The 15158-nt window shown below is 61.4% G+C and carries 15 protein-coding genes; 12 read left to right on the top strand and 3 right to left on the bottom strand.

Translation table 11 applies throughout. The features are described 5' to 3' along the window. Positions 1-26: 26 nt before the first annotated feature. From BLO80_RS18190 to BLO80_RS18210, 5 genes are all read left to right on the top strand, one after another. The gene (locus tag BLO80_RS18190; RefSeq protein WP_092329098.1) at positions 27-935 is read left to right on the top strand and encodes a carbohydrate ABC transporter permease; all 909 of its coding nucleotides are present in this window, start codon (positions 27-29) and stop codon (positions 933-935) included. Next, positions 928-1773 (top strand): carbohydrate ABC transporter permease, encoded by an 846-nt coding sequence (locus tag BLO80_RS18195; protein WP_003198539.1) that lies wholly within the window; start codon positions 928-930, stop codon positions 1771-1773. Before BLO80_RS18190 ends, BLO80_RS18195 begins: the two co-directional genes overlap by 8 nt. Positions 1774-1775: 2 nt before the next feature. Continuing rightward, positions 1776-2936: an ABC transporter ATP-binding protein gene (locus tag BLO80_RS18200; protein WP_092253672.1), complete on the top strand. Its 1161-nt coding sequence runs from the start codon at positions 1776-1778 to the stop codon at positions 2934-2936. 130 nt (positions 2937-3066) lie between these two features. Further along, positions 3067-4413: a carbohydrate porin gene (locus BLO80_RS18205; RefSeq protein WP_092329096.1), complete on the top strand. Its 1347-nt coding sequence runs from the start codon at positions 3067-3069 to the stop codon at positions 4411-4413. A gap of 285 nt (positions 4414-4698) precedes the next feature. Beyond that, positions 4699-5553 (top strand): D-hexose-6-phosphate mutarotase, encoded by an 855-nt coding sequence (locus tag BLO80_RS18210; RefSeq protein ID WP_092329094.1) that lies wholly within the window; start codon positions 4699-4701, stop codon positions 5551-5553. A 146-nt stretch (positions 5554-5699) separates the two neighbouring features. Here BLO80_RS18210 and BLO80_RS18215 read toward each other — a convergent pair whose 3' ends face one another. After that, the gene (locus tag BLO80_RS18215; RefSeq protein WP_170842276.1) at positions 5700-6560 is read right to left on the bottom strand and encodes a MurR/RpiR family transcriptional regulator; all 861 of its coding nucleotides are present in this window, start codon (positions 6558-6560) and stop codon (positions 5700-5702) included. 196 nt (positions 6561-6756) lie between these two features. Between BLO80_RS18215 and zwf the strand changes: the two genes are divergently transcribed. The 3 genes from zwf to BLO80_RS18230 are packed head-to-tail and all read left to right on the top strand — an operon-like array spanning position 6757 to position 9609. Then, entirely contained in the window at positions 6757-8226 is a 1470-nt protein-coding gene (zwf, locus tag BLO80_RS18220) for a glucose-6-phosphate dehydrogenase (protein WP_092203908.1), read from the top strand. Next, on the top strand, positions 8213-8926 hold the full coding sequence (gene pgl, locus BLO80_RS18225) for a 6-phosphogluconolactonase (protein WP_092329091.1): 714 nt from the start codon (positions 8213-8215) through the stop codon (positions 8924-8926). Before zwf ends, pgl begins: the two co-directional genes overlap by 14 nt. 17 nt (positions 8927-8943) lie before the next feature. Next, positions 8944-9609 carry a bifunctional 4-hydroxy-2-oxoglutarate aldolase/2-dehydro-3-deoxy-phosphogluconate aldolase gene (locus tag BLO80_RS18230; protein ID WP_060738863.1) on the top strand — a complete coding sequence of 222 codons (666 nt, stop codon included), beginning with the start codon at positions 8944-8946 and terminating at the stop codon, positions 9607-9609. Positions 9610-9719: 110 nt separating this feature from the next. Here BLO80_RS18230 and BLO80_RS18235 read toward each other — a convergent pair whose 3' ends face one another. Together BLO80_RS18235 and BLO80_RS18240 are read right to left on the bottom strand one after the other, a co-directional pair. Next, entirely contained in the window at positions 9720-10907 is a 1188-nt protein-coding gene (locus BLO80_RS18235; protein WP_092329089.1) for an aminotransferase class V-fold PLP-dependent enzyme, read from the bottom strand. A 12-nt stretch (positions 10908-10919) separates the two neighbouring features. Next, on the bottom strand, positions 10920-11156 hold the full coding sequence (locus BLO80_RS18240; protein ID WP_092203902.1) for a DUF3820 family protein: 237 nt from the start codon (positions 11154-11156) through the stop codon (positions 10920-10922). A gap of 207 nt (positions 11157-11363) precedes the next feature. Here BLO80_RS18240 and BLO80_RS18245 point away from each other — a divergent pair, with 207 nt between their 5' ends. The 4 genes from BLO80_RS18245 (at position 11364) to BLO80_RS18260 (ending at position 15142) form a co-directional block, all read left to right on the top strand. Continuing rightward, positions 11364-11831: a ferritin-like domain-containing protein gene (locus BLO80_RS18245; RefSeq protein ID WP_092329087.1), complete on the top strand. Its 468-nt coding sequence runs from the start codon at positions 11364-11366 to the stop codon at positions 11829-11831. Between the two features lie 244 nt (positions 11832-12075). Then, positions 12076-14076, top strand: coding sequence for an FUSC family protein (locus BLO80_RS18250; RefSeq protein ID WP_092329085.1), 2001 nt, complete (start codon positions 12076-12078; stop codon positions 14074-14076). Next, on the top strand, positions 14063-14269 hold the full coding sequence (locus BLO80_RS18255; RefSeq protein WP_003198565.1) for a DUF1656 domain-containing protein: 207 nt from the start codon (positions 14063-14065) through the stop codon (positions 14267-14269). Before BLO80_RS18250 ends, BLO80_RS18255 begins: the two co-directional genes overlap by 14 nt. 9 nt (positions 14270-14278) lie before the next feature. Then, positions 14279-15142, top strand: a complete 864-nt coding sequence (locus BLO80_RS18260) for an efflux RND transporter periplasmic adaptor subunit (protein ID WP_092203894.1) — start codon at positions 14279-14281, stop codon at positions 15140-15142. Positions 15143-15158 lie beyond the last annotated feature (16 nt).

Below are 15158 nucleotides of genomic sequence, written 5' to 3' on the forward strand. Positions count from 1 at the left end.
CTTGTAACCTTGTTTTGGATCTTCCCATGAGTTCTGTTGCTGTGTTCAGCAAGGCCTCGCCGTTCGATGTATTGCAGCGCTGGCTCCCGAAACTGGTGCTGGCGCCGAGCATGTTCATCGTTCTGGTGGGCTTCTATGGCTATATCTTGTGGACGTTCGTCCTGTCGTTCACCACCTCGACGTTCTTGCCGAACTACAAATGGGCCGGCCTGGCGCAATACGCGCGGCTGATGGACAACGACCGCTGGTGGGTGGCGAGCAAGAACCTGGTGCTCTTTGGTGGCATGTTCATCGGCATCACCCTGGTGATCGGCGTGCTGCTGGCGGTGCTTCTCGACCAGCGCATTCGTCGCGAAGGTTTCATCCGCACCATTTACCTGTACCCGATGGCGCTCTCGATGATCGTCACCGGTACGGCCTGGAAATGGCTGCTCAACCCGGGCATGGGCCTGGACAAATTGTTGCGTGACTGGGGTTGGGAAGGCTTCCGCCTGGACTGGCTGATCGACCCGGACCGCGTGGTGTACTGCCTGGTGATTGCGGCGGTGTGGCAGGCCTCGGGCTTCATCATGGCGATGTTCCTGGCCGGCCTGCGGGGTGTCGATCAATCGATCATCCGTGCCGCCCAGATCGATGGCGCGAGCATGCCGCGCATCTACTGGAAAGTGGTGCTGCCGAGCCTGCGCCCGGTGTTCTTCAGCGCCGTGATGATCCTGGCGCACATCGCGATCAAGAGCTTCGACCTGGTGGCGGCGATGACGGCCGGTGGCCCGGGTTATTCCTCCGACCTGCCAGCGATGTTCATGTATTCCTTCACCTTCAGTCGCGGCCAGATGGGCATGGGCTCGGCCAGTGCAATCCTGATGCTCGGTGCGATCCTCGCAATCATCGTGCCTTACCTGTACTCCGAGCTGAGGACCAAGCGTCATGACTAGTCTCGCTGCCAAACCTTCCATCAGCCTGAGTCGCATCGCGATCTACGCGGTGCTGATCCTCGCCGTACTGCTTTACCTGGTGCCATTGGTGGTCATGTTGCTGACCAGCTTCAAGACGCCGGAAGACATCAGCACCGGCAACCTGTTGAGCTGGCCGACCGTGGTCAGCGGCATCGGCTGGGTCAAGGCCTGGGCCACGGTGGACGGCTACTTCTGGAACTCGATCAAGATCACCGTCCCGGCGGTGCTGATCTCTACCGCCATCGGTGCCTTGAACGGCTATGTGTTGTCGATGTGGCGTTTTCGTGGTTCGCAGTTGTTCTTCGGCCTGCTGCTGTTCGGGTGCTTCCTGCCGTTCCAGACGGTCCTGCTGCCGGCCTCGTTCACCCTCGGCAAGATGGGCCTGGCCAGCACCACCACCGGCCTGGTGTTCGTGCACGTGGTCTATGGCCTGGCGTTCACCACGCTGTTCTTCCGTAACTACTACGTGAGCATTCCCGACGCACTGGTGAAGGCGGCGCGACTGGACGGTGCGGGTTTCTTCACCATCTTCCGGCGGATCATCCTGCCGATGTCCACCCCGATCATCATGGTGTGCCTGATCTGGCAGTTCACGCAGATCTGGAACGACTTCCTGTTCGGCGTGGTGTTCTCCAGCGGTGATTCGCAGCCCATCACAGTGGCGCTGAACAACCTGGTCAACACCAGTACCGGAGCCAAGGAATACAACGTGGACATGGCGGCGGCGATGATCGCCGGGCTGCCGACCCTGCTGGTCTATGTGGTCGCAGGCAAGTATTTCGTGCGCGGCCTGACGGCCGGCGCAGTCAAGGGGTAATCATGGCAACGCTTGAACTTCGCAACGTAAACAAGACCTATGGTGCCGGCCTGCCGGACACCCTGAAGAACATCGAGTTGTCGATCAAGGACGGTGAGTTCCTGATCCTCGTTGGCCCTTCGGGCTGCGGCAAGTCGACGCTGATGAACTGCATTGCCGGCCTCGAGACCATTACCGGCGGCGCGATCATGATCGGTGACCAGGATGTCAGCGGCATGAGCCCGAAGGATCGTGACATCGCCATGGTGTTCCAGTCCTACGCGCTGTACCCGACCATGAGCGTGCGGGAGAACATCGAGTTCGGCCTGAAAATCCGCAAGATGAACCAGTCGGCCATCGACGAAGAAGTCAACCGCGTGGCCAAGCTGCTGCAGATCGAACACCTGCTCAATCGCAAGCCCGGCCAGCTTTCCGGCGGGCAGCAACAGCGCGTGGCCATGGGCCGGGCGCTGGCGCGGCGGCCGAAGATCTACCTGTTCGACGAACCGCTGTCCAACCTCGACGCCAAGCTGCGGGTCGAGATGCGTACCGAAATGAAGCTGATGCACCAGCGCCTGAAGACCACCACGGTCTACGTGACCCACGACCAGATCGAAGCCATGACCCTGGGCGACAAAGTGGCGGTGATGAAGGACGGGATCATCCAGCAGTTCGGTACCCCGAAAGACATCTACACCAACCCGGCCAACCTGTTCGTGGCGAGCTTCATCGGTTCGCCGCCGATGAACTTCATCCCGCTGCGCCTGCAACGCAAGGACGGTCGCCTGCTGGCGCTGCTCGACAGCGGCCAGGCCCGTTGCGAACTGCCGATGGGCATGCAGGACGCCGGCCTGGAAGACCGCGAAGTGATCCTGGGCATGCGCCCGGAGCAGATCATGCTGGCGGGCAGCGAGCCCAATGGCTTGCCGACCATTCGCGCCGAAGTCCAGGTCACCGAGCCTACCGGGCCGGATACCCTGGTGTTCGTCAACCTCAACGACACCAAGGTCTGCTGCCGCCTGGCACCGGACGTGGCGCCGCAAGTCGGGGAGACCCTGACGCTGCAATTCGATCCATCGAAAGTGCTGCTGTTCGATGCCCAGTCCGGCGAACGCCTGGGCGTGGCCGGCCAGCCGCAAGCTGACGTACGCAGCGCCAACGTGGCGCAGTTCAAAGGCCGATGAAGAACAAATGTGGGAGCCAGCGTGCGCCCACCAAGAAGGAGTATGCGGTGAGTGGGGGACCACTCGCCGCAATCGTTGTAAACCGCGTTAGATAAAAACAGTTAATAACAATAAAGACGAGGATGTAGGGATGAAGAAGAAAAACAACGCCCAGCTAATCTGCCAGTTGTCAGCCGTTGCGGCGATGATGCTGGCCGGTAGCGCACACGCGGACGAGGCGTTCAGCGCCGACTCGAAGTGGATGACGGGTGACTGGGGCGGTGAACGGACCAGGCTGATCGAGCAAGGTATCGACATCAAGGCCGACTACGTCGGTGAAGTCGGCGGCAACCTGCATGGCGGCTACAACAACGACAAGACCGCGCGTTACTCCGACCAGTTTGGCCTGGGCGTCGCGCTGGACCTGCAAAAGCTGTGGGGTTGGGATAACACCCAGGCCAAGATCCAACTGACCAATCGTAATGGCGAGAACATCTCCAACGACCGTGTCGGCGATCCGCGTGCCGGGACCTTGAGCTCCTCCCAGGAAGTCTACGGCCGTGGTCACATGGTCCGTCTGACCCAGTTGTGGATCAAGCACCAGTTCCTCGACGGCAAGCTGGACGTCAAGGCCGGTTACTTCGGCGAAGGCGAAGACTTCAACACCTTCCCTTGCGAATTCCAGAACCTGGCGTTCTGCGGCTCCCAGGTCGGTAACTGGGCCACCAATATCTGGTACAACTGGCCCGTCAGCCAGGCCGCGATCCGCGTGAAGTACAACCTCACGCCTGAGTTCTATGCGCAGATCGGCGCGTACAACCAGAACCCTTCGCAACTGGAGCACGGCAACGGCTTCAAGCTCAGCGGCAGCGGTACCAAGGGTACCGTGATCCCGGTCGAATTGGTCTGGTCGCCGAAGGTCAACAACCTGCCGGGTGAGTACCGTGTGGGTTACTACAAGAGCACGGCCAATGCCGATGACGTCCGTGAAGATGACAACGGCGACGATGCCGCGACCACCCGTAACGCCTATCGTAGCCACGATAGCAAGCATGGCTACTGGTTCGTGGCACAGCAACAACTCACCACTCACAACGGTGACGCGTCCCGCGGCCTGAACATTGCCGCCAACGCGACCTTCCACGACAAGGACACCAACGTCGTCGACAACTATCAGTCGCTGATGTTCGTGTACAAGGGGCCATTCGATGCGCGTCCAAAAGATGACATCGGCATCGGTTTCTCCCGCATCCATGTCAACGAAGACGTGAAGAAAAACGCCGAGCTGACCAACGATGCCAATGGTGTCAGCGACTATAACGATCCGCTGTTCGCGCCGTTGCGTAGCACTGAGTACAACTACGAACTCAACTACGGTGTCCACGTGACCAACTGGCTGACCGTGCGTCCGAACCTGCAGTACATCACTCACCCAGGTGGTGTGGATGAAGTCGACAACGCGCTGGTGGCCGGCCTGAAAATTCAGTCGGTGTTCTAACGCTGTTGCGATAAGCTCCTCTCTATGTGCGCATATTTGCGGACGGCCAAGGCTGTCCGCTTTTTTTTGGGAAGCGCGTTGGGGGCATGGCGAACCTGTGGCGAGGGAGCTTGCTCCCGCTGGGTTGCGAAGCGACCCCAAAGCCATTCACTGCGGTGCTTCAGCCAGATCGCGTTTGTCCCGTTTACGACTGCTTCGCAGCCGAGCGGGAGCAAGCTCCCTCGCCACAAAAATAGTGTCGTACGTACTTAGTTGAGTATTCAATGATCTCCAGGACCGCGGCCCATGCATGAGCATCCGCTACAACGCTTTTTCAGATCCTTGCGCGAACGCCCGGTGTTCGCGTGGGAGCGCTATCGGCAACGTGATGTGTTGGTGATCGATCATCCGTTGTGCCAGGCGGTGTTCAGTCGCCAGGGCGCACAGTTGCTGCATTTTCAGCCGCGAGGCCAGAAGCCCTGGTTGTGGTGCGCGGCCAAATGGCCACACGTCGGTGCGATCCGCGGTGGAGTGCCGGTGTGCTGGCCGTGGTATGGCCGCCATCCCAGCGAAAACGCCTGGCCGTCCCACGGTTGGGCGCGGTTGATCGATTGGAAGCTGCTCGACAGCCGCAGTGATGAAGACGGTGTGCATCTGCACTGGCAACTGCAATTGTGCGACTGGCAAGTGGACTTGCACGCCGACCTGGGTGAGCGCATGGAACTGCGCTTGAGCACCGAGCACCAGGATAGCCAACCGTGCCAGTTGAGCCAGGCCTTGCACGCCTATTGGCGTATTGGTGACGTCGGTGAGGTAGCGCTGTCTGGGCTCGAAGGCGCCCAGGGTTACGACCAGTTGAGCCGTGCGGCTTGCCAGCAGGAAGGCGAGTTGCGGGTCGAGGGCGGTTGCCAGCGGGTGTTCCAGCATGAGGGTGAATTGCAGCTCAAGGACCACGCCTGGCAACGCGAATTGTGCATCGACACCGGCGACAGTGCCGACACCGTGGTCTGGCATCCCGGCACGCGGCCGTTGCTGGGGGTGAGTTGGGATGAGGTCAGCGAATTCGTCTGTGTCGAAGCGGCCAGTGGCGGCACCGATAGCCTGTGTCTGGCGCCGGGGGAGCGGGCGCATTTGAGTTTGCAGGCGTGGGTGGGGGCTTGATGCAGGGGCAGGGTGGTAGGTGCGGCTGCTGGCCCCTTCGCGAGCAAGCTCGCTCCCACACTGGATCTTCGGTGTTCACAAAACCCTTGTGGGAGCGAGCTTGCTCGCGATGACGGCCTGTCAGGCAGTAAGGCACTCAGGCTCGGTCAGTTGAACTCATCCCCCACCGGATACCGGCTGGCATTCAGGCTTTCCTTGATCTTGCGCAGATGCGGCTGGAAGTCCACGCCCCGGCGCAGGGTCATGCCGGTGGCGAGCACGTCCAGTACGGTGAGTTGGATGATCCGCGAGGTCATCGGCATATAGATGTCAGTATCTTCAGGCAGCGGGATGTTCAGGCTCAGGGTACTGGCCTTGGCCAGCGGTGAGCCTTCGGCGGTCAGGCCCAATACCGAGGCGCCGTTTTCCCGGGCGATGCGCGCCACTTCCACCAGCTCGCGGGTGCGGCCGGTGTAGGAAATGATCACGAACAGCTCGCCGGTATGGGCCACCGACGCAATCATGCGCTGCATCAGGACGTCGGCGTGAGCGGTCACTGCCAGGTTGAAGCGGAAAAACTTGTGCTGGGCATCCAGGGCCACCGGGGCGGAGGCGCCGAGGCCGAAGAAGTGGATCTGCCGGGCCTGGATCAGCAGGTCCACGGCGCGACTGATCAAATTGGGATCAAGGGCCTGGCAGGCGCTGTCCAATGAGGCAATGGCACTGCCAAAGATCTTGCGGGTGTAGGCTTCCGGGTTGTCATCGGCTTCTACCGCGCGGCTGACATAAGCGGCGCCGCTGGCCAGGCTCTGGGCCAATTGCAGTTTGAGTTCCGGGTAACCGCTGACGCCGAACGAGCGGCAGAAACGGTTGACGGTCGGTTCGCTGACCGACGCCGCCTGGGCGAGGGCGGCGATGCTGAAGCGGGTCGCCTGCTGCGGGTTGAGCAGGATGATCTCGGCCACCTTGCGTTCGGCCTTGTTCAGGTCTTCAAGGCGACTCTGGATCTGTTCCAGTAAGTTTCGCACGCGGTCCATACAAGATTCCTAGGAAGACGGGTCTTTGATACGACCCTTTGCGGTGGCCTATCCTACTGATGGCTCCGGCGGACCACCACTCGGAATCGGTATTTTCGGAAAATGTTGTGGTTATTACTACATTTTTCCTTGAGTGATACCTTGAAAAAAGGTATTTGTAGTTTAACTTGATAAAAGAACAAACATCATGCCTTCGATTACGGTTGAACCGTGCACCTTTGCCTTGTTCGGCGCGTTGGGCGATCTGGCCTTGCGCAAGCTCTTTCCTGCCCTGTACCAGCTCGATGGCGCCCAATTGTTGCACGAGGACACGCGGATCATCGCGCTGGCCCGTGAGCCCGGCGGTGAGCAGCAGCACCTGGCATTCATCGCCGCCGAGCTGCGCCGTTATGTCGGCGAAAAAGACCTGGACGAAGCCGTGCTCGAGCGTTTCCTGGCACGGTTGACCTACCTGCACGTGGATTTCCTCAAGGCCGACGATTATGTCGCCCTGGCCGAAGCGGCCGGTTCGGCCCAGCAGGTCATTGCCTATTTCGCCACCCCGGCGGCGGTGTATGGGGCAATCTGCGAGAACCTGGCGAAGGTCGGCTTGAGCGAGAACACCCGGGTCGTGCTGGAGAAACCCATTGGCTCGGACCTGGAGTCGTCGCGCAAGGTCAACGACGCCGTGGCGCAGTTCTTCCCGGAAAACCGTACCTATCGCATCGACCATTACCTGGGCAAGGAGACGGTGCAGAACCTGATCGCGCTGCGGTTCGCCAACAGCCTGTTCGAAACCCAGTGGAACCAGAACTACATTTCCCACGTGGAAATCACCGTGGCCGAGAAGGTCGGTATCGAAGGCCGCTGGGGCTATTTCGACAAGGCCGGCCAACTGCGGGACATGATCCAGAACCACCTGCTGCAGCTGCTGTGCCTGATCGCCATGGACCCACCGGCCGACTTGTCCGCCGACAGCATCCGTGACGAGAAGGTCAAGGTGCTCAAGGCCCTTGCGCCGATCAGCCCGGAAGGCTTGACCACCCAGGTGGTGCGCGGCCAGTACATCGCCGGCCACAGCGAGGGCAAGTCGGTGCCTGGCTACCTCGAAGAACCCAATTCCAACACCCAGAGCGACACCGAGACGTTCGTCGCCCTGCGCGCCGACATTCGCAACTGGCGTTGGGCCGGGGTGCCGTTTTACCTGCGTACCGGCAAGCGCATGCCGCAGAAGCTGTCGCAGATCGTCATCCACTTCAAGGAACCGTCCCACTACATCTTCGCGCCCGAGCAGCGTCTGCAGATCAGCAACAAACTGATCATCCGCCTGCAACCGGACGAAGGGATTTCCTTGCGGGTGATGACCAAGGAGCAGGGCCTGGACAAGGGCATGCAATTGCGCAGCGGTCCGCTGCAACTCAACTTCTCCGACACTTACCGCAGCGCACGGATTCCCGATGCCTACGAGCGGTTGTTGCTGGAAGTCATGAACGGCAATCAGAACCTGTTTGTCCGTAAAGATGAAATCGAAGCCGCGTGGACGTGGTGTGACCAGTTGATTGCCGGGTGGAAAAAATCCGGCGATGCGCCCAAGCCGTATGCGGCTGGGTCCTGGGGGCCGATGAGCTCCATTGCACTGATCACGCGGGATGGGAGGTCATGGTATGGCGATATCTGAAGTGAAACTGCCCCAGGGCGTCAGCGCCCGTGAATACAAGAACCCGGTGCTGCTGGCCGAAGGCCTGGCGCTGAACGTGGCCGAGCAGTTGCGCAATGCGATCGATGGGCGCGGCACGGCGACCCTGGTGGTGTCCGGTGGCCGCAGCCCGGTGGCGTTTTTCCAGCACTTGGCCAAGCAGCCGCTGGACTGGTCCAAGGTGGTGGTCAGCCTGGCCGACGAGCGCTGGGTGCCGGTTGAACACGCTGACAGCAACGCCGGCTTGCTCAAGCGTTACCTGTTGCAAGGCGCGGCGGCCAAGGCCCAGTTCCTGAGCCTCTACAGCGCCAGCGCTCACCTGGAAGCGGCTGCCGAGCAGGCCGATCGTTTGCTGGCCGAGCTGCCGCCCATCGACGTGCTGGTATTGGGCATGGGCGATGACGGGCACACCGCTTCGCTGTTCCCCGACAGTCCGAACCTGGCCCAAGCCTTGGACGTCAATGGCGCACGCCGCTGCTGGCCGATGCTGGCACCGACCGTGCCGCACCAGCGCTTGACCATGAGCCGCGCCTTGCTGGCTTCGGCGCAACACAAAGTGCTGTCGATTTCCGGTCAGTCGAAATTGACCACCCTGAACGCCGCGGTGGCAGGTGACGATGTCGCCGAAATGCCGATCCGTGCGTTTTTGCAACCTACGTTAGAGATTTACTGGTGCCCATGAACCAAGGATCAGCCGCTATGACAAACCCATCCCCGACCGTTTCCATGGCGGACAAAGTTGCCCTGATCGACAGCCTCTGCGCCAAGGCGCGGATCCTGCCGGTGATCACCATCGCCCGTGAACAGGACATCCTGCCGCTGGCCGATGCCCTGGCCGCCGGTGGCCTGACGGCGCTGGAAGTGACGTTGCGTTCCCAGCACGGCCTCAAGGCCATCCAGGTGCTGCGCGAGCAGCGTCCGGAACTGGTGACCGGTGCTGGCACGGTGCTCGATCGCCACATGCTGGACGCCGCCGAGGCGGCCGGCTCGCAGTTCATCGTCACCCCGGGCATCACCCGTGACCTGCTCGAAGCCAGTGTCTACAGCTCCATCCCCTTGTTGCCGGGCATCAGCAATGCCTCGGGCATCATGGAAGGCTACAGCCTGGGCTATCGCCGCTTCAAACTGTTCCCGGCCGAAGTCAGCGGTGGCGTCGCGGCCATCAAGGCCTTGGGCGGCCCGTTCGGCGAAGTGAAATTCTGCCCGACCGGCGGCGTGAGCCCTGCCAACATCAAGAGCTACATGGCGTTGAAAAACGTGATGTGCGTGGGCGGAAGCTGGATGCTTGATCCGGAGTGGATCAAGAACGGCGACTGGGCCCGCATTCAGGAATGCACCGCCGAGGCCTTGGCGCTGCTGGACTGATTGTTTTACCGAACCTCGTTGGGTGTTCTACGGTTTTACGGTGCGCTTGGTCGGCGCGCCGTTTTTTTTGTCTCGCTTTTACGCGCTGCAATGGCCGAACATCGCCACAACTATGTCCGGCTCAAGTCGATCAGCGCCTGGGTCAACCGCTCGATATCACTCGCCAAGGTAATCAACCCTGGGGTAATGCGGATGCATGGCCCGACGCTGGTATGGCGCACCACGGTGAAAATCCCATGCTCATCGAGCAGTCGAGCGGCCATCGTCTGTTGGTCGGCCTGGTTGGTGAAGCGCATCGCCGTGATGCCGCAATAGAGCCGCCGGTCATCCGGGGTCATCACCTCGATGCCCGGCACATCGCGCACGGCATTCACCCACAGGTCGCGCAGGTAGCAGAGGCGCGCGCCTTTGGCCAAGGCACCGCCCAGGCTGCGGTGTTCTTCGAAGACCAGGGGCAGGGTGAGCAAGGCCGGGATATTGGGCGTGCTGTGGGGCGTGCGTGCGCGGATGTCGGTGGCGGGGTAGGTGTCTTCGTCCATGTCCGGGTCGATGTCGGCCAACCGCTGCGGGGCGATGTACAGGAAACCCTGGGAGAGCGGGCCGCCGATCCACTTCTGCAGGTTGAACCCGGCAAATTCGATCCCGAGCTTCTTCAGGTCGAAATCGATCTGGCCCAGGGCGTGGGCACCGTCGAGGATGATATCGACGGCAAACGCCCGGGCGTTCTCGGCAATGGCCTGGACCGGCATCACCAGCCCGGTCAGGTGGTTGACGTAAGTCAGCGCCATCAGCTTGAGGCGAGGGTAGCGAATGAACGCTTCGCGGTAAGTGCTCACCAGGCTGTCGAAACTGGCGGGGTGCTGGTGGACGATTTCGATCACCTCCGCGCCACGTTGGCGGGCCAGCCAGCGCATGGCGCTTTTGACCGAGGCATATTCCACGTCACAGATCAGCACTTGATCGCCCGGCTTGAGGCCGTTGTAGTTGCGAATCAAGGTTTGCAGGGCATCCACCGCGCTGTTGGCCAACGTCACGCTCTGGGGAGAGGCGTGGATCAGCCGGGCCACCTGGCGCCGAATGGCTTCGCCGTGTTCCCGGTCGAACTGCTGGCGCACATACACCGAGTTGCCGCGGTTGATGAACTCGATGTTGCGCTGGTATTCCTCCACCACGGTACGGGACATGCGTCCGAAGTAGCCGTTTTCCAGATTGAGTGGCCCGGCGGGATCGATGTCGTAGCGGTCGACAAAGGTTCGCCAGAAGGTTTCATCGTGGGCGCGCAGCGTGTTCTCGGGCATGGCGGGTCTCAGTCAATGGCGAGGTTTGGGCAGGCCATGTTTGGCGCGCAGCGGGTCCAGCAGGTCGGACAAGCCGTTATGATCGATTTCCTGCATCAATGCCAGCAAACCGCCGAGTTCACCGTGGGGGAAACCCTGGCGAGCGAACCAATTGAGGTATTGACCCGGCAGGTCGGCAAGGATTCGGCCCTTGTACTTACCAAAGGGCATTTGACGCGTGACTAGCAGCTCGAGCTTTTCCGGATTCATGGCAATCGTCTTGATTTCAAACCTGTCTCGAAAATACAGGCATTCTGCATGCAGGCCAAATGACAGATCATGCAAATAGCGCGGATACAGATTTCGGGGTGTTTGTTAACTAATTGATTTTTAAGTTTTTTTATTGAGTTTGATGGCTGGCATGGCTGATGCAATATCCCTTGCAGGTTTTTTATTCACCCGCAAAGGAACTGAAAAATGACTGACATCAACAAAGAATCCATCTCCGTCTTGAACGACCTGATCGAGACCTGCAAGGATGGCCAGGAAGGGTTCAAGACCTGCGCTGAAGACATCAAGCATCCAGAGCTCAAGACGCTGTTCATCCAGCGCTCCGCCGATTGCGCCACTGCGGCAGCCGAGCTGCAAACCGCCGTTCGTTCGTTGGGCGGTGATCCGGAAACGTCCACCAGCGTCGCCGGTGACCTGCATCGTCGCTGGGTGGACGTGAAATCCATGTTCACCGGCAAGGACGAAGAAGCGGTGCTCAACGAAGCCGAGCGCGGTGAAGATCACGCCCTCAAGGCCTACAAAGAGGCCATCGAGAAGATCAACAAGCACAACCTGGTGGGCATTCGTGACCTGGTTGAGCGTCAGTATCATGGTGTGCAACGCAACCATGACCAGGTCAAGGCTCTGCGTAACCAGGCGCGTGCCCAGAGTTAAACACGCAGCCAACGCCAAAAAAAAACGCCAGCCTGCCTGGCGTTTTTTTGTTTGGGGCTCCGGATTGAAGGTGACATTGTTGTGGCGAAACAGGTTGGCTCACTCAGCCTCGATCGGAAAAAGTGTGTTGTTGAATCCATCCATAATCAGCTCTGGACTCTAATAGGTAGCTAGCTAATAATTGCGCCGCCTATCCCTCCACATTGCATCTATTGTTATTGGCGTCCCCCAAAGAGTTTTTCGCGTGCCCATTACTTTCCAGGCCTTGTTCGCCCCCGACCGCCTCGCTGTGCAGTTCGCCATCAAGACCGTGCTGGGCGCCGGGCTGGCGTTATGGCTGGCGTTGCGCTGGGGGTTGGAGCAGCCGTCGTGGGCGCTGATGACGGCGATCATCGTCGCCCAGCCACTGTCCGGGATGGTGGTGCAGAAAGGGTTGGCGCGATTGGTCGGCACGTTGGTGGGCACGGTCATGTCGGTGGTGTTCATGGGCCTGTTTGCCCAGGCGCCCTGGTTGTTCCTGCTGGCCTTGGCGCTCTGGCTGGGCCTTTGCACGGCCTGTTCGACGCTGCTGCGCAGTGCCTGGTCGTATTCATTCGTATTGGCCGGCTACACGGTGGCGATCATTGCCCTGCCGGCCATTTCCCATCCGCTGGGGGTGTTCGACCAAGCGGTGGCGCGCTGTACCGAGATCAGCCTGGGCATCGTCTGTGCCACGGCGGCCAGTGCCTTGCTCTGGCCGTTGCGGGTCGAGCGGCAACTGGCCGGTCAGGCCCTGGCTGCCTGGCAGAGTGGCATGCAGGCAGCCCGTGCGACCCTGGCGGGCAATGCCCAGGCCCGTAAAGGGTTGCTGGAAATTCTGGGCAGGATCGTCGCGGTGGATGCCCAGCGCGAACATGCCTGGTTCGAAGGCCGCCGTGGTCGACAGCGAGCCCGGGCCATCAGCGGCTTGAGCCAGAAATTGCTGATGCTGCTGCGTATCTCGCGCTCGGTGCGTCGGCAGTGGAAACAGCTCGACCCCGAGGAAGCGGTGGCGCTCCAGCCGTGGATGGACGAGGTGCAGCAAGCCCTCAATGCCGACAGCGCGACCCTGCAAGCCCTGCGCCCCCGGGTATGGGATGCGTCCCACGATCCGCAGATCAGCGCGGCGCAAAGTTACTGCCTGGCGCGGTTCGCCTTGTTGCTCGATACCGCCCTGGCCGCCTGCGCAGCCTTGACGGCGGTGCAGGAGGGCAGGGAGGCGGCGGATCCACCCCGCACCTTGACGCCCCATCGCGACGTGTCCCTGGCCATGGTCTTCGGCGCGCGCAGCGCCCTGGCATTCCTGGCGGTGGCCTGTTTCTGGCTGGCGACCGCCTGGCCCGCCGCATCGGGTGCGCTGGTACTGACGTGTGTGGTGTGCAGCCTGTTCGCCAGTCGCGAGAACGGCGCGCAGATCGGCATGAGTTTTCTGCGGGGCATCTTTTTGGCCGTGCCGACGGCGTTCGTGATCGGCGAACTCGTGCTACCGCAATGGAGCAGTTTCGCGATGCTGTGCATGGCCATGGGCGTGCCGTTGTTTTTCGGGGCATTGGGCATGGCCAAGCCGCAGATCTTCGCCACGGCGACGTCGTTCTGCCTGCATTTCGTGGTGTTGATTTCACCGCTCAATGCCATGAAATACGACGTCGCGGCGTTCTTCAACAACGCCCAGGCCATGATGATCGGCGTGGGCGCGGCGGTGCTGGCTTTTAATCTGCTGATTTTGCGCAACCCGGCCTGGCACAGCCGCCGTCTGCTGGCCGCGACCCTTCACGATCTGGTGCGCCTGACCCATCGCCGCCTGCCGGGGGCCGAGAGTTGGTTCGGCGGGCGCATGGCCGACCGGCTGTTGCAGCTCGCCAGGCATTACCCTGAACTGCCGGCGCAGTCGCGCAGCCGTTGGGATGATGGTTTGCTTGGCCTGGACATCGGCGATGAGCTGTTGCATTTGCGCCTGAGCCTGGCCGTCGCCCAAGTGCCCGATACCCGGGCGCAGCGCCGTTATTTCGAAGCGCTGGAGCAGGTGCTCGAGCGTGGTCCGGCCGGTGACCAGGCCGATGCGCTGGCCCCGGCGAGCGCCGAATTGCTGGACGTGTTGTCGACCCAGCCGCCCAGCGATGCATTGAAGCTGGCCCAGGGCGCGGTGGTGCAATTGCAAAACAGCTGGCGCGCCTGGTGCAGCCAGCACGAACCTGAACGACGGGAGCACAGCCATGGGCTTGCGTGAGTGGTCGATTGGTGGGGTGTTGCTCAGCCCGTTCCTGATTTATGTGGTGCTGGCGTTGCTGGTGACCGGCGCGCTGCGCCTGTTGCTTAGCCTGGTGCCGGCCGGGCGCTGGATCTGGCATGAAGCCTTGTTCGACTGCGCCCTGTATGTCTGTGTCCTGACTGTCATTACCGTGGTCCTCGGGCCGCTATAGGAGTTGAACATGCGTACTTCCGTACGTGTCGCCGTCACGCTGTGCATGGTGGCCGTGGCGATTTTCGCCGGCTTTCACCTGTGGCAGTACTACATGCTCACGCCCTGGACTCGCGATGCGCGGATCCGCGCCGACGTGGTGGTGATCGCCCCCGACGTGTCGGGCTGGGTGCGCGAGCTCAAGGCTGTGGATAACCAGCAGGTCAAGGCCGGTGATCTGTTGTTGAGCATCGACCGCGAGCGTTTCGAGGCGGCGGTCGAGAAGGCCCGGGCCGTGGTCCAGACACGCCAGCAGCAACTGAGCCTGCGCGAACACGAAGCCAGTCGCCGCGCCGCTCTGGGCCCCCAGGCCATCAGTGCCGAACTGCGGGAAAACGCCCAGATCAACGCTGGCATCGCCCGCGGCGAACTGCGCGAAGCCCAGGCCGAGGCCAAGGTCGCCGAGCTCAACCTCGCCCGCAGCCAGGTCCTGGCCCCCCGCAGCGGCCACATCACCAACCTGCGCCTGGCCGAAGGCAACTACGTGAATGCCGGGCAGCCGGTCATGGCGCTGATCGACGACTCGACGTTCTATGTGCAGGCCTATTTCGAAGAAACCAAATTGCCCAGGATTCGTGTGGGCGATCCGGTCAAGATCTGGCTGATGAGTGCCGGCCATGCGCTGGAGGGGCATGTCGAAAGCATCAGTCGCGGCATTACCGACCGCAACACCAACCCCGATGCGCAGTTACTGGCGGAGGTGGAGCCGACCTTCAACTGGGTGCGCCTGGCCCAGCGGATCCCGGTGCGGATCAAGTTGGACAAGGTGCCGGAGGGCGTGAACCTGAGCGCCGGGATGACGGCGAGCGTGCAGGTGCGCGAAGACCAGCCATAACTTGTGGGAGCGAGCT

The sequence above is a fragment of the Pseudomonas sp. NFACC56-3 genome, from assembly GCF_900100025.1.
Classification (GTDB): Bacteria; Pseudomonadota; Gammaproteobacteria; order Pseudomonadales; family Pseudomonadaceae; genus Aquipseudomonas; species Aquipseudomonas fluorescens_AA.